This is a genomic window from Rhodococcus sp. 06-221-2, assembly GCF_002258365.1.
Lineage (GTDB): Bacteria > Actinomycetota > Actinomycetes > Mycobacteriales > Mycobacteriaceae > Rhodococcoides > Rhodococcoides fascians.
In genome coordinates this window covers 47,024-66,321 of the sequence record NZ_NOYJ01000037.1, presented here as the reverse complement: position 1 = coordinate 66,321, position 19,298 = coordinate 47,024, and the positions used below count along the sequence as shown (strand labels likewise).

17 protein-coding genes and 1 tRNA gene are annotated in these 19,298 nt (G+C 65.7%); 6 read left to right on the top strand and 12 right to left on the bottom strand.

Features of this window, described 5'->3' with window-relative positions:
* Nucleotides 1-34: 34 nt before the first annotated feature.
* The 12 genes from CH281_RS25405 to argS form a co-directional block, all read right to left on the bottom strand.
* Nucleotides 35-1,243: a glycosyltransferase family 4 protein gene (locus tag CH281_RS25405; protein WP_027497907.1), complete on the bottom strand. Its 1,209-nt coding sequence runs from the start codon at nt 1,241-1,243 to the stop codon at nt 35-37.
* An 18-nt stretch (nt 1,244-1,261) separates the two neighbouring features.
* Nucleotides 1,262-1,924 carry an L-threonylcarbamoyladenylate synthase gene (locus tag CH281_RS25400; RefSeq protein ID WP_027497908.1) on the bottom strand — a complete coding sequence of 221 codons (663 nt, stop codon included), beginning with the start codon at nt 1,922-1,924 and terminating at the stop codon, nt 1,262-1,264.
* 66 nt (nt 1,925-1,990) lie between these two features.
* Entirely contained in the window at nt 1,991-2,875 is an 885-nt protein-coding gene (gene prmC / locus CH281_RS25395; protein ID WP_094695842.1) for a peptide chain release factor N(5)-glutamine methyltransferase, read from the bottom strand.
* A gap of 34 nt (nt 2,876-2,909) precedes the next feature.
* A complete protein-coding gene (locus tag CH281_RS25390; protein ID WP_094665867.1) occupies nt 2,910-3,704 on the bottom strand; it encodes an SHOCT domain-containing protein in 795 nt (264 codons plus the stop codon).
* Between the two features lie 106 nt (nt 3,705-3,810).
* Nucleotides 3,811-4,887, bottom strand: coding sequence for a peptide chain release factor 1 (prfA, locus tag CH281_RS25385; protein ID WP_027497911.1), 1,077 nt, complete (start codon nt 4,885-4,887; stop codon nt 3,811-3,813).
* Nucleotides 4,888-4,983: 96 nt separating this feature from the next.
* Nucleotides 4,984-5,217, bottom strand: a complete 234-nt coding sequence (gene rpmE, locus CH281_RS25380; RefSeq protein ID WP_008715081.1) for a 50S ribosomal protein L31 — start codon at nt 5,215-5,217, stop codon at nt 4,984-4,986.
* A 200-nt stretch (nt 5,218-5,417) separates the two neighbouring features.
* Complete coding sequence (gene rho / locus CH281_RS25375; protein WP_256984030.1) at nt 5,418-7,565, bottom strand: transcription termination factor Rho; 2,148 nt, start codon at nt 7,563-7,565, stop codon at nt 5,418-5,420.
* A 310-nt stretch (nt 7,566-7,875) separates the two neighbouring features.
* Nucleotides 7,876-8,808, bottom strand: a complete 933-nt coding sequence (gene thrB, locus CH281_RS25370) for a homoserine kinase (RefSeq protein WP_032365577.1) — start codon at nt 8,806-8,808, stop codon at nt 7,876-7,878.
* 19 nt (nt 8,809-8,827) lie between these two features.
* The gene (gene thrC, locus CH281_RS25365; RefSeq protein ID WP_027497914.1) at nt 8,828-9,895 is read right to left on the bottom strand and encodes a threonine synthase; all 1,068 of its coding nucleotides are present in this window, start codon (nt 9,893-9,895) and stop codon (nt 8,828-8,830) included.
* Nucleotides 9,892-11,193: a homoserine dehydrogenase gene (locus tag CH281_RS25360; RefSeq protein WP_032368776.1), complete on the bottom strand. Its 1,302-nt coding sequence runs from the start codon at nt 11,191-11,193 to the stop codon at nt 9,892-9,894. Before CH281_RS25360 ends, thrC begins: the two co-directional genes overlap by 4 nt.
* The gene (lysA, locus tag CH281_RS25355; protein WP_027497916.1) at nt 11,190-12,611 is read right to left on the bottom strand and encodes a diaminopimelate decarboxylase; all 1,422 of its coding nucleotides are present in this window, start codon (nt 12,609-12,611) and stop codon (nt 11,190-11,192) included. The genes CH281_RS25360 and lysA overlap by 4 nt, the downstream gene beginning before the upstream one ends.
* The gene (gene argS, locus CH281_RS25350) at nt 12,608-14,260 is read right to left on the bottom strand and encodes an arginine--tRNA ligase (protein WP_032373974.1); all 1,653 of its coding nucleotides are present in this window, start codon (nt 14,258-14,260) and stop codon (nt 12,608-12,610) included. Before argS ends, lysA begins: the two co-directional genes overlap by 4 nt.
* Nucleotides 14,261-14,492: 232 nt before the next feature.
* On the opposite strand from argS, the gene CH281_RS25345 reads away from it, so the two are divergent.
* The 6 genes from CH281_RS25345 to CH281_RS25320 all read left to right on the top strand — a co-directional run bounded on the left by CH281_RS25345 (nt 14,493) and on the right by CH281_RS25320 (nt 19,283).
* Nucleotides 14,493-15,398 carry a DUF3105 domain-containing protein gene (locus CH281_RS25345; RefSeq protein ID WP_057473213.1) on the top strand — a complete coding sequence of 302 codons (906 nt, stop codon included), beginning with the start codon at nt 14,493-14,495 and terminating at the stop codon, nt 15,396-15,398.
* Nucleotides 15,398-16,114 (top strand): DUF305 domain-containing protein, encoded by a 717-nt coding sequence (locus tag CH281_RS25340; RefSeq protein WP_094695840.1) that lies wholly within the window; start codon nt 15,398-15,400, stop codon nt 16,112-16,114. The genes CH281_RS25345 and CH281_RS25340 overlap by 1 nt, the downstream gene beginning before the upstream one ends.
* A 69-nt stretch (nt 16,115-16,183) precedes the next feature.
* A tRNA-Arg gene (locus CH281_RS25335) sits at nt 16,184-16,256 on the top strand.
* Nucleotides 16,257-16,316: 60 nt separating this feature from the next.
* A complete protein-coding gene (locus tag CH281_RS25330; RefSeq protein WP_094695839.1) occupies nt 16,317-17,231 on the top strand; it encodes a hypothetical protein in 915 nt (304 codons plus the stop codon).
* A gap of 14 nt (nt 17,232-17,245) precedes the next feature.
* A complete protein-coding gene (locus CH281_RS25325; RefSeq protein ID WP_094695838.1) occupies nt 17,246-17,833 on the top strand; it encodes a class I SAM-dependent DNA methyltransferase in 588 nt (195 codons plus the stop codon).
* A gap of 106 nt (nt 17,834-17,939) precedes the next feature.
* Nucleotides 17,940-19,283, top strand: a complete 1,344-nt coding sequence (locus CH281_RS25320) for a DUF2254 domain-containing protein (protein ID WP_143544884.1) — start codon at nt 17,940-17,942, stop codon at nt 19,281-19,283.
* Nucleotides 19,284-19,298: the final 15 nt, after the last annotated feature.

Here is a 19,298-nt window from a genome sequence, read left to right as displayed (position 1 = left end):
CAGCCGGGACACGACCGAAGAACCACCGAGCCGATCAGCGGCGTCGTACACCCCGACGTTCGGATCCGGGCGATCGATCCACCCGCAGAGTGGGCACAGCCGTGACGACGAGCGCGAACACCAGACCGGCAGCGACGAGGAGCACCACGATGCGCCGATCGAGAAGTGAGGATCCGACCGCACCGAACGCGAGCACACCGACCCAGAGGTAGATCACCAGGACCACCCGTCGATGCGAGTGGCCGATCTGCAGGAGTCGGTGATGGAGATGCATCTTGTCGGGGCTGAACGGACTTCGCCCGGCCCGAGTGCGGCGAACGACGGCGAGCAACAGATCGAGTATCGGAATGAGCATCACAGCCCCGACCAGCAGGAGCGGCGACAACAGGCCCAGCAGATCACGTGGACCGTAGGCTGTCAACGGAATGCGCCCCGAGGCACTCGTCGAGATCGTGGCCAGCGTCAGCCCGATCAACATGGACCCCGAATCGCCCATGAAAATGCGCGCCGGTTGGAAATTGTGCGGCAGAAATCCCAGGCAGGCACCGGCCAGCGCCGCCGCGATCAAAGCAGGAGGGTAGACGCCGACGTCGCCTCCCTGTTCCTGCAGCAGGCCCACCGAAAAGATGCAGATCGCGACCGACGAAATGAGGCCGAGTCCGGCTGCGAGCCCGTCGAGGCCGTCGACGAAGTTCATCGCGTTGACGATGACGACGGTGATCAGAACGGTCACCAGTCCGGCCTGAAGTTGGTCGAGCACCAGGGTGCTGCCCGGTTGGCCGGGCTCGCCGCCCCAGGGCTGGTAGAGGACGACCCAGCTGACACCCATGATGACCAGGACGCCGGCCGCCGTCACCTGGCCGACGAACTTCGTCAGTGCGTCCAGACCCCAACGGTCGTCGATGACGCCGACCAACACGATCACGAAGCCTGCGACCAGCGCAGCCGGAATGTCGCGGTTGTAGGCGACATCGAATCCGCGGGCCAACGCAGGCAACTGCGAGGCGAACAGCAGCGCAGCGAGCATGCCGGCGTAGATGCCCACGCCCCCGAGTCGGGGGGTGGCCTGTACGTGGACGTCACGATCACGAGGAATGGCGACTGCGCCGAACTTGATCGCGGCCACTCGAACGCCACCGGTGGCGAAGAACGTGACGACAGCGGCCGTCAGGAAAACAAGCAGCAGCTCGCGGATCGGAACGCCTGCGCCCAGATTCGACTGGGCAAGCACCTCGACGCTCATGCGGAACGGACGGGCATGTCAGGACGCTCCTGGGACCAGGCTTTCGGCGGTGACACCGAGAACCTCGGCAATCTGCTCCGTGGGAATGGCACCGACCCGCAGGATTCGTGCGTGCTCACCGGTCAGGTCCACGATGGTGGAAGCCACCGCGTGGTCGGCCGGTCCCCCGTCGAGATAGACCGCCGCAGATCCACCGAGTTGTTCTCGCGCCTGCGTCACCGTGGTGGCGGGCGGGCTTCCCGAAATATTCGCACTGGACACCGCCAACGGACCTACTTCACGAAGGAGCTCGAGCGCGACCGGGTGCAGCGGCATCCGCAGCATGACGGTTCCCTGAGCGTCACCCAGATCCCACGCCAGCGACGGTGCCTGCTGGACCACGATGCTCAATGCGCCGGGCCAGAAGGCTCGAATCAGATCTCGGGTCCGCGGCCGGACGCTCTGCACCAGGCCGTCGATCGTGTTCCACGAACCGACAAGGACCGGGACTGGCATATCGCGTCCCCGCCCCTTGGCGCGCAGCAGGTCGGTGACCGCGCTGCCGTCGAACGCATCGGCGGCGATCCCGTAGAGCGTGTCGGTGGGCATCACGACGAGTCGACCGGATTTGAGGGCACCGCGCGCTGCGGTCAATCCGGCAGCCCGCGCATCGGCTTCACGGCAGTCGTAGACGGTACTCACTCCGCCTATCCTTCCACCTTCGGTAACGAAGTGATGTCAGGTGCCGTCGGCTTGCCGCCCTGCCGCTCAGGCAGAGGGCGGCGTCGCCCGTGCCGCCACGACGAAGCGGGGTCGGCCGGCCAGGTCCGGATGCTCGGTGACCTGGGTGAAGACTCGTCGCCGAGACAACAGGGCAGCGACGCCCTGCCCGTTCGAGTCGTCGTGTTCGATGGCGACTCCGCCGCCGACACGCAGCCACCGCGCGATGTTGCCGATCATCGGCTCGATGACCGACAACCCGTCCTCGCCGCCGAAGAGCGCGATGTGCGGATCGTGGTCGAGTACCTCCGGATCGAGCTCCGCCCCGTCCGGAATGTACGGCGGGTTCGCGACGATCATGTCCACCGAGCCGTCGAGGTCGGTCAACAGCTCCCGAGAAGTGACGTCTCCGTGATGCAACGTGATCGGCGAATCACCCTGCTCGGCACGCAGATCCGCGTTGCGCCGGGCCCACGCCAACGCCGACGGATCGAGCTCGACGGCGTGCACGACGGCATCCGGGCGTGCGTTCGCGATGGCCAGCGCCAGCGCGCCCGACCCCGTGCACAGGTCCAGCACCACGGGCGGGTGATGGCCGACGTTCTCGAGAAAAGCGAGCGCCCACGCCAACAGCAATTCGGTTTCAGGACGTGGAACGAACACCCCGGGGCCCACCTCGACATCGATATTTCCCAAGGACGTCGTTCCCGTGATGTATTGCAGGGGAATACGTTTCGCGCGCTGCTCGACTGTTCGGAAGTACGCCTCGACGAGCTCGGGCTCCACCAACGGCACCAACCCCAGCCGACCGCGATCGACTCCGACGAGGTGCGCGGCGAGTAGCTCCGCATCCACCCGAGGGCTCGGCACACCGGCGGCCTCGAGCATCGACGTCGCTTCGAGGATGGCTAGGCGTAACGGCTTGCGGCTCACTTCTACAGACTGCCACGGCGGTCCGACACCGGACTCACAGCCGCCCCAGCAGCTCCGACTTCTTTGCGAAGAACTCGTCGTCGGTCAGAAATCCCTTCGCATGCAGACCGGCGAGCGCCTCGATCGCAGCGGTGATGTCCGAGATGTCGACACCGGTGTGAGCAGGTGAACCCGACTGCGCAGACGCGAAGTTCTGTGCCGCCGGCTGCGGCTGCTGCGAGGAGGGCATGTTCTGCGGTGGCGCGTCGGCGGACCGTTGGTCGACGCGCGGCAGACTTGCCGCGGTGAACGTGCCGTACTGGCTGGTGAACTCCACCGAACCCGGACCCCCACCCTGCTGCTGTTGCACTCCGCCGATGGAGTGATCGAGGGTGTCGTACACCGCCAATTCCCCTCCCACGAGGACAGCGAGGCGACGAGATGCTGGAAACACCGCATACTGCGATCCGTTCTGGCCACCGCTCGAACTCGGCGAACCCAGATCCGACGGCCACCACGATCCCCCGCCGAAGGAAGTGCCGCCGAACGATCCCGTACCGGCATCTCTCGGCGGATAGACCTGATGCTGCGCCAACACCGCGGACAGATCGCGGCACAAACCGTCGACCCGACTCTTCAGGCCGTGATCGAACATGTTGCCCACCATCGTCATACCGCCGCGCATCCACTGCCCACTGCCGCCGAGCTCGGGAATGTTGAACTGCGCCATGGTGCCGCGGCCGTTGTTGACGGCGTCGAGCATGGTGCGGACCGCGTCGGTGGACACCCCGTAGCGGGAAGCGAGCTCGGTGACGGCGTTCTCGCCTGCTGGGGTCAAGGCCTGCTTCATCTCGGGTGTGCCTTTCATGGCGCGCGGGCGGGTCGAATCCGATCGCCAGGGTATCTCGACATTCGTTCGATCAGCAGCGCGAGAACCGAAAACGGTTGGCGCGCAGCTACTCTGCTTGCATACGTGCGTCGCGGTCGGCCTTGGCGAGCGCGTCGAGCAGTGCATCCATGTCACCGTCGAGCAGAGCGTCGAGGTTGTGCGCTTTGAATCCGATGCGGTGATCGGTGATGCGGTTCTCGGGGTAGTTGTACGTCCTGATCCGCTCCGAGCGGTCGACGGTACGCACCTGACTGGCTCGGCCGGCCGAAGCCTCTTCGTTGGCTGCTTCCTCCGCGGCCGCCTGCAGACGCGCCGCGAGCACCTGCATCGCACGCGCCTTGTTCTGCAACTGCGATCGCTCGTTCTGACAGGTGACGACGATGCCGGTGGGCAAATGGGTGATGCGGACAGCGGAGTCGGTGGTGTTGACACCCTGACCGCCCTTGCCGGACGAGCGATAGACGTCGATGCGCAGATCGGTTTCGTCGATCTGCACTTCCTCGACCTCGTCGGGCTCCGGATACACCAGAATGCCGGCCGCGGAGGTATGCACGCGTCCCTGCGATTCGGTGACCGGCACCCGCTGCACGCGATGGACGCCACCCTCGAACTTCAGCCGCGCCCAGACGCCGTCGAGCGGATCCTTGGTCTTGATCGACAACGTCGCGTCCTTGTAGCCACCCAGGTCCGAGACGTTCGCGTCGAGAACCTCGACTCGCCAGCCGCGGCGTTCGGCGTAGCGCACGTACATCCGCGCCAGGTCGGCCGCGAAGAGCGCCGACTCCTCGCCGCCCTCACCCGACTTGACCTCCATCACGATGTCGTCGCCGTCGTGCGGGTCGCGCGGTGCCAGAAGATCGGTCAGCGTCTGTTCCAGGTGCAGAACCGTTGCCTCGAGCTCGGGGATCTCTGCGGCGAACGACGAATCGTCGGCGGCGAGTTCACGTGCGGCTTCGAGGTCGTCCTGAGCGGCGGTCAACTTGGTGTGCGCCGACATGATCGGTGCCAGCTCGGCGAACCTCTTGCCTGCCCTGCGCGCTGCGGACGGGTCGTTGTGCAGGGCGGGGTCGGCCAGTTGCTGCTCGAGGCCGGAGTGTTCGGCGAGGATGTCGTCGATGGCCGAAGGCTTGTCTGTTCTCGCCATGGTGACGACTCACTCTCCGAACGGATGAAACCGGGTGTGGACACAAAAAAGCCGACGCCCGCCCTGTAGTTCACAGGACGGGCGTCGGCGAAACAGCTAGCTGTCTGCGTCGGCCTTCTTGCCGGCGCGCTTGCCGTAGCGAGCCTCGAAGCGAGCGACGCGACCGCCGGTGTCGAGAATCTTCTGCTTGCCGGTGTAGAAGGGGTGGCACTGCGAGCAGACCTCGACGCTGATGCGCTCTTTGTCGGTGGTGCTTCGGGTCTCGAAAGTATTGCCGCAACCACAGACGACTGTCGTCAGTGTGTAGTCGGGGTGAATTCCTGCCTTCATGGTGTCCTTACCGTTCTTTGTAATGGTCGCCGGGTCGCCTTCGCTGATCGAAGACGTGAACCGGAACCGGACTCGGCCGTTGATTATGCCAGAGCGTGTATCTGCCCTGCTAATCGTCGGTACTTCTGTGCCGACAGATGCTTACAACGCGGGCACCTGCCCTCTTGTTCCCCGGACCCTCGGACCCGGGGAACACGGAATCAATCGTTGATGCCGCCGGGAGCGGTCTTCGAAACTTCCATCAGGAATTCGAGGTTGTTCTTGCTCTTCTTCAGGCGATCGACCAGCAGGTCGATGGCCTGATGCGAATCGAGACCGGACAACACGCGACGCAGCTTGTGCACCACGGCCGCCTCGTCCGGAGCGAGAAGAAGCTCGTCGTGACGGGTGCTGGACGGGTTGATGTCCACCGCGGGGAACACCCGACGCTCGGCGATCTTGCGATCGAGCTTGAGCTCGGCGTTACCGGTGCCCTTGAACTCCTCGAAGATCACGGTGTCGCCGGTGGATCCGGTCTCGACCATGGCCGTGGCGATGATCGTCAGCGATCCACCGTGCTCGATGTTTCGTGCCGCGCCGAGGAATCGCTTGGGCGGGTACAGCGCGGTCGAGTCGACACCACCGGAGAGAATGCGGCCCGACGCCGGCGAGCTGTTGTTGTACGCGCGGCCCAGACGGGTGATCGAGTCGAGCAGGACAACCACGTCCTGGCCGGCCTCGACCAGACGCTTGGCACGCTCGATCGCCAGCTCGGCGACTGCCGTGTGGTCACCCGGCGGACGGTCGAAGGTCGAGGCGATGACCTCGCCCTTGACCGAGCGCTGCATGTCGGTCACTTCCTCGGGACGCTCGTCGACGAGGATGACCATCAGGTAGCACTCGGGGTTGTTGATGGCGATCGCGTTGGCGATGGCCTGCAGAACGCTCGTCTTACCGGCCTTCGGGGGGCTGACGATCAACGCGCGCTGACCCTTACCGATGGGCATCACCAGGTCGATGATGCGCGTGGTCAGGATGTTCTGCTGGGTCTCGAGGCGCAGCCGCTGGTTGGGGTACAGCGGGGTGAGCTTGCCGAACTCCGGACGCTTGCGCGCGGCCTCGACCTCTCCCCCGTTGACGGTATCCAGACGCACCAGCGGGTTGAACTTCTGACGCTGACCCGACTGCTCACCCTCACGTGCCACCCGAACGGCACCGGTGACGGCGTCGCCGCGGCGAAGGCCGTTCTTGCGCACCAGGTTCATCGACACGTAGACGTCGTTCGGTCCGGCCAGGTAACCCGAGGTCCGAACGAACGCGTAGTTGTCGAGAACGTCGAGAATGCCGGCTACCGGCTGGAGAACATCGTCCTCGCGGATCTCGGTGTCGCGCTCGCGACCGCCGCCGCCCTCGTTGCCCTCGCCGCGGTCGCGTCCACGACGACGCTCACGGAACCGTCGACCCCTGCGACCACGGCCTTCGCCGTCGTCGTCCTGGTTGTTGTCACGGTTGTCGCGCGGGCCGTTGTTGCGGTCCTCGTTGCGATTGTCGTTTCGGTTTTCGTTGCGGCCGTCGCCTTGATTGCGATTGCGTCCGCCGCGGTCGTTCTGATTGCGGTTGCCGTTCTCACGGTTGGAGTCGCGGTTCGAGTTGTCCCGGTCGCCCTGGTTGCGGCCCGCATTGTCGCGATTGCCGCCGTCCCGGTCCCCCTGGTTGCGATCGCCCTGGTTGCGGTCGCCCTGGTTGCGGTCGTTCTGGTTGCGGTTGCCGTTGTCGGTGTCACGCGGTTCGCGCTCGGCACCGTCCTGGCGGTTGCGCTCGCCGCGGCTACGACGTGGGCGCTCCGCTGCGGCGTTCTCGCCGGAATCGTCCTGCTTGTCGGTGGTCTCCGCTGCAGCGGTCGACTCCGCGGTAGCGGGGGCCGATGTGGCCGTGTCGCCGCTGCCGTCCAGTGGCAACTGGTCGGGCGCACCTGCGCGGCGACCCGCGGCGCGGCGGCCCCGGGTGCGACGTCCGGCCTCGGGTGCTGCGTCCGACGTGTCGGCAGCCGTCGCAGGCTCGGGAGCAGTGTCGACTGCGGGTCGTTCGTCGGCAACCGGTGCCGACGCAGCAGCGCGTCGAGCCTTGGGAGCGTCGGCCTTCGGTGCATCGCTCTTCGGCGCATCGGACTTCGGCGCAGCGGACTTGGCCGGCGCGGTGCCCGATTGACGCTCGGTGATGGCCGCGATCAGATCGCCCTTGCGCATGCCGGAGATGCTCTTGATGCCGAGTTCGCCAGCGAGGCTGCGTAGCTCGGTGAGAACCATTCCGGACAGGCCGGCGCGACGGCGTGACGTTTCGGGCGCAGAGATGAGTTCCGTATCGGTCACGGAGGTCCTTTCCTTCCCTCGCTCGCTCGATGCGCAGCCGAGGGTTCGTTCCGCAGCTCGGCTTTCTGCCGAACTCGGATATTGCCGTTCATGTTCGACGCACTCCGCCGACGACACCATCGGTCCGAGACCGCAGCGAACTACGGGAAGGACCGAGCCAGGAGCGTCACATCACTCGGACGTTCTGAACTCCCCCGAATACAGTGACCTGATTGCCCTGACGAAACCGGCGTCTGAAGCGCACGATGTACGGACAGGGTTCACCATAGCGTCGTTGTCCTCGCTCGGCAAGAACCCTATTCGGTGTCGGTCATGCGACCGTGACTCCGTCGGCCACCTCGAGGTCGAGAACTCGCCATCCCTCGGCCAGCGCAGCGTCGCGCAGATCGGCCGGGAATTCTTCGGTGCACAGGGCCATGACGGTAGGGCCTGCTCCCGACACCACCGCGGCGATCGAGCGGGCGCGCAACGTCGCGATCCACCGGGTGGTGTCGGGCAGCGCCTGTGCCCGCTGGCCCTGATGCAGTAGATCCTCGGTGGCAGCCATCAGCAGATCCGGACGCTCGGTCAATGCGACGACGGCGAGCGCACTGCGACTGACGTTGAAGGCGGCGTCGCGGTGCGGCACCAACTCCGGCAGCAATCCCCGTGTGTGCGAGGTCGAGGAGCGCTCGGACGGCACGAGCACGACGACCTTGATGCTGGGATGTACGTCCAGGCGCACGGCGGCGTACTTGCGTGCCGTCACACTGGCATTGGGCGGTTCGCTCCACGACACGACGGCACCGCCGAGGCAACTCGCCGACGCGTTGTCGGGGTGCCCCTCGAACTCGGACGACAACTGCACCAACTGACTGTCCGACAACGACAGCGCGGGGTCCACCTTCGACGCAAGTGCATTGGCCGCGGCGAGCCCGCCGACCACGGCCGAGGCCGAGGATCCGAGACCTCTCGAATGCGGAATGACGTTGCGGCAGTGGACATTCAGTCCATCTGCCCATACTCCGGCCGCTTCCAGACCCCGTTCGATGGCCCGCACGACGAGGTGCGTCGGTCCCCACGGAACGTCCGCCGAACCCTCACCGTCGACGTGGATCGACAGGCCGGACGCCGTGGTCGTGACCTCGATCTCGTCGTACAAGCCCAAAGCCATTCCCAGACTGTCGAATCCGGGGCCTATGTTGGCACTGGAGGCCGGCACACGCGCGGTCACCGTGAGCCCGATGGGAAGCGTCTTCGTCATTGCCGGAGATTCCGTCAACTCAGGCCAGCTCGAGCGCAGCCGCAACAGCGACGGGATCGACCGAAATCGGTTCCACGACAGGCATTCCCGACAGTGCGGTGTCGGGATCTTTGAGACCGTTGCCGGTCACCGTGCAGACAACGGTCAGGCCCGGCTCCAGCCAGCCTTCCTTTCGAGCCGCCAACAGGCCGGCGACGCTGGCCGCGGAGGCCGGTTCGACGAACACGCCCTCGGTCTTCGCGATCAACCGGTACGCCTCGAGGATCTCCTCGTCGGTCGCGGCCCGGAATGCTCCGTTCGATTCTTCCTTGGCATTGACGGCACCGTTCCAGGATGCGGGTGAACCGATCCGGATTGCGGTCGCGATCGTTTCCGGGTCCTTCACGGGCGCACCGTGAACCAGAGGAGCGGCACCCGCGGCCTGCACGCCGAGCATGCGCGGCTTGCGGGTGGTGAGGCCGTCGCGGAAGTACTCGGAGTACCCGCGCCAGTACGCGGTGATGTTGCCCGCGTTGCCGACCGGTAGAGCATGGATGTCGGGTGCGTCGCCGAGGGCGTCGCAGATCTCGAACGCTGCGGTCTTCTGCCCCTCGATACGCACGGGGTTGACGGAGTTGACCAGACCGATCGTCGGGAACTCGGCCGTGGTCTTACGCGCCAGTTCGAGGCAGTCGTCGAAGTTGCCCTGGACCTGAATGATCTTCGCGCCGTGCATGACTGCCTGAGCCAGCTTGCCCATCGCGATCTTGCCCTGCGGAACCAGTACGGCACAGGACATGCCGGCCTTGGCCGCGTAGGCCGCAGCGGACGCCGAGGTGTTGCCGGTGGACGCGCACAGCACTGCTTCTTGCCCACGGGCGAGCGCGTCGGTGACGGCCATGGTCATGCCGCGGTCCTTGAACGAACCGGTGGGGTTGAGTCCCTCGACCTTCAGGTGCACTGTGCAGCCGGTCAATTCGGACAGGTGCCCGGCGGGCAGCAGCGGGGTGCCGCCCTCGCGCAGGGTGACGGTCTTCCAGTCGGGACCGATCGCCAGACGCGACCGGTACGCCTCGATCAGACCGGGCCAGGGGGTGTGGACGCTCATACTGTGGTGCCTTCCAATCTGAGAACGCTGGCGACGTGGACGACCACGTCCAACTGCTCGAGGGATGCAACGGTGTCGGACAGTGCGGAATCGGCCGCGAGGTGCGTGACCACGACGAGCCTGGCCCCGTCACCCGCGCCGTGCTGGCGCACGGTGGAGATGCTGACGTCGCGCTTGGAGAATTCGGCGGCCACGGTAGCGAGAACGCCGGGCTTGTCGGCCACCTGCATGCTGACGTAGTACCGGGTCAGGATGTCACCCATCGGGGCCACCTTGAGCTTGGCGTACTTGGACTCGAGTGGGCCGCGGCCACCGTAGAACTTGTTGCGCGCGGCCATCACCAGGTCGCCGAGCACGGCGGACGCCGTCGGCGCGCCGCCCGCACCCTGGCCGTAGAACATCAACCGGCCTGCGGCCTCGGCCTCGACGACGACGGCGTTGAATGCGCCGTTCACCGATGCCAACGGGTGATCGAGCGGAACGAGTGCCGGGTAGACCCGGGCCGAGATGCGCTCCTTGCCCTTGGGCGTGGTGATGCGCTCGCAGATCGCCAGCAACTTGATGGTGCAGTCGAGAGACTTCGCGGTCTCGAGGTCGTCTGCAGTGATCTTGCTGATGCCCTCGCGGTAGACGTCGCCGGCCGTGACCCGAGTGTGGAATGCGATCGAGGCGAGGATGGCCGCCTTGGACGCGGCGTCGTAGCCCTCGACATCGGCGGTCGGATCGGCCTCGGCGTATCCCAGTCGCCCTGCCTCGGCGAGGGTTTCGGCGTAATCGGCACCGGTCTCGTCCATGGCCGAGAGGATGAAGTTGGTGGTGCCGTTGACGATGCCCGCGACCTTGTTCACGCGGTCGCCTGCCAACGACTGCATCAACGGCCGCACCACCGGAATGGCTCCGGCGACAGCTGCCTCGAAATACAGGTCGGCGCGCGACTTTTCGGCCGCGTCGGCCAACTCCCCGGTGTATTCGGCGAGCAGGGCCTTGTTCGCAGTGATGACGGACTTGCCGTTCTCGAGCGCCGACAACACCAGCTTGCGTGGGATGTCGATACCGCCGAGCACCTCGACGACGATGTCGACGTCGTCGCGACCGACCAATTCGGCCGGGTCGTCGGTGAGCAGCTCGGCCGGTACTCCTCGATCGCCGTCGATCCGACGTACCGCGATTCCCCGAATCTCCAGTGGCGCACCGATTCTGGCCTCGAAGTCCGCTGCATTCTCGGTGAGGATCCGGACGACCTCGCTACCGACGTTTCCGAGTCCGAGTACGGCGACGCCTATCGGCTTCGATGTCATGGCTGAACCTCCAAGCTGAGCAGATCTTCGATGGTTTCCCGCCGCAGGATCAGGCGCGAACGCCCGTCCTTGACCGCGACCACAGCGGGCCGCGTCAGCAGGTTGTAGCGGCTGGACATGGAGTAGCAGTAAGCACCGGTGGCTGCGACGGCGAGCAGATCACCGGGCCCGACGTCGGCCGGCATCCACGTGTTCTTGATAACGATATCGCCGCTCTCACAGTGCTTTCCGACCACGCGAGCCATCACGGCGTCGGCGTCGCTGGTACGCGAGACCAAGCGGCAGTCGTACTCGGCCTGATACAGCGACGTACGAATGTTGTCGCTCATACCGCCGTCGACACTGATGTACCGCCTGCGGGTGGCGTTGTCGACGGTGACGTCCTTGACGGTGCCCACCTCGTAGAGCGTCACGGTGCCCGGACCGGCGATGGCTCGACCCGGCTCGACGGCAATGGTCGGAACCGGCAAACCGGCCGCGGCCGACTCCGTCTCGACGATGCTCGCCAGCTTGGCCGCCAATTGGTCGACGGGCGGCGGATCGTCACTCGGTACGTACGAAATACCCATGCCGCCACCGAGATCGAGCGTCGAGATCTGCGAGGTCTTGTCCACGCCGAACTCGGCGACGATGTCGCGCAGCAGCCCGATGACCTTGTGCGCAGCCAGCTCGAAACCGTCGACCTCGAAGATCTGCGAGCCGATGTGACTGTGCAGCCCCACGAGACGAAGGTTGTCTGCGGCGAACACCCGACGGACGGCTTCGATCGCCGAGCCGTCGGCGAGCGAGAAGCCGAACTTCTGATCCTCGTGGGCGGTCGCGATGAACTCGTGCGTGTGTGCCTCGACGCCGACGGTGATACGAATCAGCACGTCCTGCACCACACCGGCCGAACCGGCCACGGCGTCGAGACGGTCGATCTCGATATTGGAGTCGAGTACGACGTGCTCGACTCCGGCACTCACTCCGGCCTCGAGCTCGGCCACGGATTTGTTGTTGCCGTGCATCGCAATTCGATCCGCCGGGAATCCGGCAGCAAGGGCGATGGCCAGCTCACCGCCCGAGCAGATGTCGAGCGAGAGACCCTCGTCGGCCACCCAACGAGCGATCTCTCCACACAGAAATGCCTTGGAGGCGTAGTGAACTCGTTCGGGTGCTCCGAACGCAGCGGCCATCTCGCGGCAGCGTGCGCGGAAGTCGTCCTCGTCCACGACGAACAGTGGGGTGCCGTACTGCGCCGCGAGGTCGGTGACCGACACCCCCGCGAGCCGAACCGTGCCGTCGTCGCCGCGTGCCGCGTTGCGTGGCCACACCTGTTCGGGAAGCGTCGTCATGTCCGACGCGGCGCTCGGACGCTCGGACATCGACTGCTTGGCTGGGGCATCGGCGTGCTTGGGCCCTGCCGGATGTGCGCTCACATGCGCTCCGGTGCGCTGACACCGAGCAGTTCGAGGCCGTTGGCCAGAACCTGCCGGGTTGCGTTGCCCAATGCCAGTCGTGCGGTGTTCACAGGTCCGGGCTCCTCGTCTCCTTGGGGAAGTACTCGACACGCGCCGTAGAACCGGTGGTAGGCCCCCGCCAGTTCTTCGAGGTAGCGGGCGATCCGGTGTGGTTCGCGTAGTTCGGCGGCACTGGCCACCACCCGCGGGTACTCGCCGATCGTCCTGATCAACTCGCCCTCCTGCTCGTGCGTCAGCAGGCTCAGATCGGGATCTTCGGCCGAGATCCCCAGTTCGGCGGCATTGCGCGCGAGCGATGCCAACCGGGCGTGGGCGTACTGGACGTAGTACACCGGGTTCTCGTTGCTGGCGCTGGCCCACAGGGCGAGGTCGATGTCGATGCTCGAGTCGACGGACGACCGGATCATGACGTAGCGCGACGCGTCGACGCCGATGGCTTCGACCAGATCGTCGAGCGTGATGACGGTGCCTGCCCGCTTGCTCATCTTCACCGCGACGCCGTCGCGAACGAGGTTGACCATCTGCCCGATCAGTACCTCGACGGTCTCGGGGTCGTCGCCGAATGCAGCGGCGGCGGCCTTGAGTCGACCGATGTAACCGTGGTGGTCTGCCCCGAGCATGTAGATGCACAGGTCGAAACCGCGCTGACGCTTGTTCTGGAAGTACGCGATGTCGCCTGCAATGTAGGCAGCATTACCGTCGCTCTTGATGACGACGCGATCCTTGTCGTCGCCGTACTCGGTGGACCGAAGCCACCATGCACCGTCTTCCTCGTACAGGCTCCCCGAGCCCTTGAGGTAGTCGACCGATTTTTCGACGGCACCGGACTCGAAGAGTGAGTTCTCGTGGAAGTAGACGTCGAAATCGACACCGAATTCGTGCAGGTTGGCCTTGATGCGGTCGAACATCAGCTGGGTACCGATCGACCGGAAGATCTCGTCCTGCGCCTCGGGTGCCAGCGCCAGCGCTTCGGGCTCCTTCGCCAGCACCTGCTGTGCGATCTCGGCGATGTACTCGCCCGCATAGCCGTTCTCCGGTGCCGGCTCTCCCTTGGCCGCGGCGATGAGCGACCGGCTGAAGCGATCGATCTGAGCGCCGTGATCGTTGAAGTAGTACTCGCGAGTGACCTCGGCTCCGTGCGCGGTCAGGATGCGTCCGAGGGCATCGCCGACGGCAGCCCATCGGGTTCCACCGAGGTGCACCGGTCCGGTGGGGTTGGCCGAGACGAACTCGAGGTTGACCTTCTTGCCTGCCATCGAGGATCCGTTGCCGAACTCGGCACCGGCGGCCAGCACGCGGGCAACGATCTCGCCCTGCGCTGCGGCAGCCAGCCTGATGTTCAGAAAGCCGGGGCCCGCGACGTCGGCACTGGCGATCGCGGCGTCGGCCGCGAGCGCCTCGGCGAGCCAGCCGGCGAAATCACGGGGATTGGCTCCGGCCTTCTTCGCCACCTGCAGCGCCACGTTGGTGGCGTAGTCACCGTGCTCGGGATTGCGGGGACGCTCGACCGTGAGCTTCGCAGGGAGAACGGATGCGTCCAGGCCGCGGTCGGCAAGCACCTTGGCGGCGGTCGCGTGAAGCAATTCGGCAAGATCGGCGGGAGTCACAGGTAGCCATCCTATTGGCTGGTGTGCGGCATACTCGCATCCACTGCCCGTCCGAGCGCGGGGCCACCTGGCCGATGCGGTCCACACGGGCTCTGAGCACGCTCTCAGACAGAGAACGTACAGTAGGGGCGCTCTGCGCGGACGACCGTCGAGCACGGCCGTCACCTGCAGATACGTACCACCAGCGCTACCGACCACCCACTTTTCCTCGACTGAGAGAGCAACCACAGCGATGCCAACGGGTCCCGACAAAGGCAGTCAGAACAAGTCGGCTGCGAAGGCAGACAAAGCCATCAGTGCAGCCAACAAGAAGTCAGCTCGCAAGAAGCAGGGCGGTGTCCCCGCCGCCAAGGGCAGACAGATTCCCTGGCTGACGGTTGCCGGTGTCGTTGTGGTCGTCGGACTCGTCGTGGGCCTCGGGGTCAACCTCTACCCCAAGTACCAGGACCGCGCCGAGGCGCAGAAATTCGCGCCCAGCGAGAGCAATCAGGATCCGTCGACGGGAATCGACGGCGTCACCATCAAGGAATACCCGGCAGCCCTGCACGTCGGGCGCGCGCAACGCGTCGCCTACGACCAGACGCCGCCGTTCGGCGGACCGCACGATGCGGTGTGGGCCACTTGCACCGGCATCGTCTACCCCGAGGCCATCCGCACCGAGAACGCCGTGCACTCCCTCGAACACGGAGCGGTCTGGGTGACGTACAACCCCGACGACCTCAACGAAGACCAGATTCAGTCCCTCGCCGACCGCGTCGACGGGGAAACGCAGATGATGATGTCGCCGTACCCGGGCCTCGACACTCCCGTCTCGCTGCAGTCCTGGGGTCACCAGCTCAAGCTCGACAGCGTCGACGACGAGCGCATCGGTCAGTTCATCTCGGCTCTGCGCCTCAATCGATTTGCCTACCCGGAGGTCGGTGCCAGCTGCGCATCCGTGCCCGGAGTCGGTGACAACGCGTTCGATCCCGACAACCCGCCGCTGTTCGACGCTTCGGCCCCGGGTGCGGACGCCGTTCCGATGGACGGCGCAGGCATCACTCCCGACGCCAGCGAGACCAGCGGCGCAGGCGGAATGCCGAGCGGCCTGCCCGGCGGAGCACAGCTGCCCAGCGATCTCCAGGTGCCCGCGAGCTGATGACCGAATCGACAGTCGACTCGGTCAACGGCGTCCCCGAAACCAAGCGGAGCCAGCGCACTGCGCTGGTCGCCTTGGCCGTGATCGCCGTGCTGGCGATCGGATTCGCGCTGGGCTTCCTGGCGCAGAATCCGTTCCGCAACGGTGACAACTCCCCCGCAGCAGATTCGGTCGACGTCGGATTTGCCCAGGACATGACGGTGCACCACAACCAGGCCATCGAAATGGCCGCGGTCGCGTTGACCAACGCGCCCGATCAGGCCGTCAAGAGCCTGGCGTTCGACATGCTCACCTCGCAACAGAATCAGGTGGGCCAGATGCAGGGCTGGCTCGCATTGTGGGACCGCGCGCCGATCTCGACCGACGGCTACATGACCTGGATGACGGCCGACGACTCTCACGGCCATTCGATGGGCGGCATGTCGATGGAACCGGGATCCTCCGATCCCACCAGAGCCATGCCCGGCATGGCCAGCTCCGCGGAGCTCGCCGCACTACGCCAAGCGACCGGAACCGACGTCGACGTCATGTTCTTGCAGCTGATGCTGCGTCACCACGAGGGCGGACTGGCGATGATGGAATACGCCCAGACGCACGCGCAGTCTCCTACGGTGATCAACCTGGCGAAGTCCATGGTCGCAACGCAGACGAGTGAGTCGACTCTGATGAAGCAGATGCTCGCGGCGAAGGGTGCGCAGCCGCTGCCCGAGGGGTGATTTCGACTCGCGTCGCACATGCGCTAGTCTTTCGTACAGCCCAACAGGCACGCCGGCTGAAGCCGGTGCGCCCCCGTAGCTCAGGGGATAGAGCGTTCGCCTCCGGAGCGAAAGGCCGCAGGTTCGAATCCTGCCGGGGGCACACATCTTTCACGCATGTCACTTCTCCGAGGTGACTGCTCGAACGAGACGGACTGTTCACATGTCCGAGGATCTCCCCGATATCGACACCGTCATCGACGAGCTGTATTCACTGGCACCCGCCGACTTCGTGTCGCACCGATCGGCGTTTGTGACCCGGTTCAAGAAGGCCGGAGACAAGTCCGGTGCCACGCGTATCGGCGGACTCCGTAAACCCACTGTCGTGGCCTGGTTGGTGAACACACTCGCTCGTCAGGACGAATCCGCGGTCGCCGAGTTGTTCGACCTCGGTGCCGAACTCGAACGGGCTCAGCAACGCGGCGACGGTCATCGACTGCGTGAGTTGTCCACCGCTCGAAGCGCTTCGATACGCGCGCTCACCGATCGAGCCGTGGCATTGGGTCGCGAACGTGGCGTGACCGTCGGCGACAACGCGGCGCGCGAGGTTTCCAACACCCTCAATGCCGCAATGGCCGATCCGGAGATCCGCGACCGGGTTCGTGCGGGCCGAACGGTGGTGGCCGAGACATACAGCGGCTTCGGCCCCGCGCTGCTCTCGCTCGTTCCGGATCCTCCCGAGACCGAGACCGAGGACGACGGCGAACCGGACATTGCCGATGACGTGCCCGAGTCCGCAGCGGAATCCGATGCCGAGAACGAAGCCGAGCGGCTGCGCCAGGCCGAACATGATCGGCTGGTCGCCGAACTCGACTCTGCCGAAATCGCATTCGATGCCGCACGTGATGCGGCCGACGCTGCCGACCAGGGCACAGAGCGCGCTGCGTCCGAACGACGCAGCGCGACAGCAGAAGTCGAGAGACTCGAAGCCGAGCTGGAGGCCGCGAGAGCCACAGCGAAGGCAGCGCGGGCCGCGGAGAGAAAAAGCGTCGAACAGGCAGAGTCGACGGCGGAGGCGCTCGAGGCGGCCCGGGCACGCGTGGCCGAAGCCCGGTCGGCCCTCGACGAACCGAGCTGACCTACCCTGGCGGTATGACCACGCGCTGGCAAGCCGACAACTCCGCCGACGACTCCGCCCGGTACATCGAGCGATTCGATCGTCTGGCCGAACGCGGCGTGGATTTACACGGTGAGGCACGCATGGTCGACGCGGTGGTCTCCCCCGCGTCGGACATTCTCGACGCCGGCTGCGGTACGGGCAGACTCGGTGCCGAACTGGCGCGACGTGGCCACCACGTCACCGCTGTGGATCTCGATCCGATTCTGGTCGAGAAGGCGCGTAGTCACCCCGAACTCGACGTGCATCTCGCGGATCTGACCACGCTCGAGTTGAATCGCACGTTCGACGCGGTCGTCGCGGCCGGCAACGTGTTGGTTTTTCTGGAGCCCGGCACCGAACGTGCTGCGCTCGAACGCATCTGGGCACATCTGAACGACGGCGGAGTGTTCGTCACCGGCTTCGCCACCGACCGGGCATACACAGCCGACGAACTCCACGAGGATCTCACTGCCGTCGGATTTTTCGTCGAACATCGGTTCTCCACCTGGGACCTGCGGCCCTGGCGCGCCGACGCGGACTGGGCCGTCACCGTGGCACGAAAGCCTGCTCTGCTCGCTTGAGACGAAACGAGACCGGCCTGTGTCGGCAGGCCTCGTTCGAACGAAGCGAGCGCCGCGATTCCAAGTGCGGGTGTCGATTCGTTCCTGGGCGGGAAGACTGTCGCTCATGAAGGAACACATAGCGCGGTTGCGGGAGTCGTTCTGGTTCATTCCCGCCGTCCTCGGAGTTCTCGCACTCCTAATGGCGCAGGCGCTCGTCAGCCTCGATCGCTACCTGCTCGACACCCGCGTGGACCTAACTGGCTCGTTGCTCTATCACGTCGGGGCGAGTGGCAGCCGGGACATCCTCGGGGCGATCGGTGGCTCGATGCTGGGGGTGGCTGCCACGTCGTTCTCCATCACCATCTCCGTCCTCGCCACGGCCAGCTCCTCGTACGGCCCCCGTCTGGTGCGAAACTTCATGGCGGACCGCGGGAATCAGGTGGTTCTGGGGATCTTCGGGGCGACGTTCCTGTACTCGCTGATGGTGCTGCGGTCGATTCGTTCGATCGGATCCGATGGTTCGGTGTTCGTCCCGGACATCGCCGTCAACGTGGCAGTCGCGCTCGCCGTCGTCGACGTGGGCGTGCTCGTCTACTTCATCCACCACATCGCGCAGTCGATTCAGGTGGCCACCCTGTCCGCGAGAGTCCGCGACGAGTTGTCGGAATCCGTCGACTCCCTCTACCCGACCGATCGTCCCGACGACGCCGCTTCGATCGACGGCATCTCGAAACCACCTGTCTACGTGACGGTCCTGGCCGAGACATCCGGGGTGATCATCGACATCGACGAGGACGCACTGCTGGGCATCGCGAGCGACAACGGCACGCTGATCGAGATTCATCGGGTCCCGGGCGAGCACATCGTCTCCGGCGAGCCGCTCGTCGACATTCTCGCCGACCGCTCGGCCGACATCTCCGACGCATCGATCGACCGAGTCCGCTCTTCTGTCGACATCGGTACCAGTAGGACGCCGCGCCACGACATCGCGTTCGCCGTCGAGCAGATGACGGAAATGGCGGTCCGGGCGCTGTCCACCGGGGTCAACGATCCCTACACGGCACGTAACGCCATCGACGATCTTTCCGTCGGACTCGTTGCCCTGGTCCAACGGCCGGCACCGTCACGCGGACGGCGCGGAACCGACGGAGAGGTGCGACTGATCGTGCGGCGGGTAGCCGTCTCGATCTTGATCGACCATGCGCTCGATGCGGTGCGCATCTACGGGACCGGCAGTCCCATGGTGGTCCAGGCCGGAATTCGTCTCGCCGAGAGGGTCGGCCGCGCGGCGCGCTCCACCGACGATGTCGACGCCGTGCTGGCGCAATTGAGCCTGTTGGACGCCGCCCTGACCGTCGACGAGACCGACAGCGCGCGCACAGCCGATGCCCGCGAGCAGATTTCGCGGACTCGAGCAGCGATCACCGCTCGGGTACCACTCGCGGTACTTCGCACCGTCATTCGGTAGACGCTCGAACCGGGC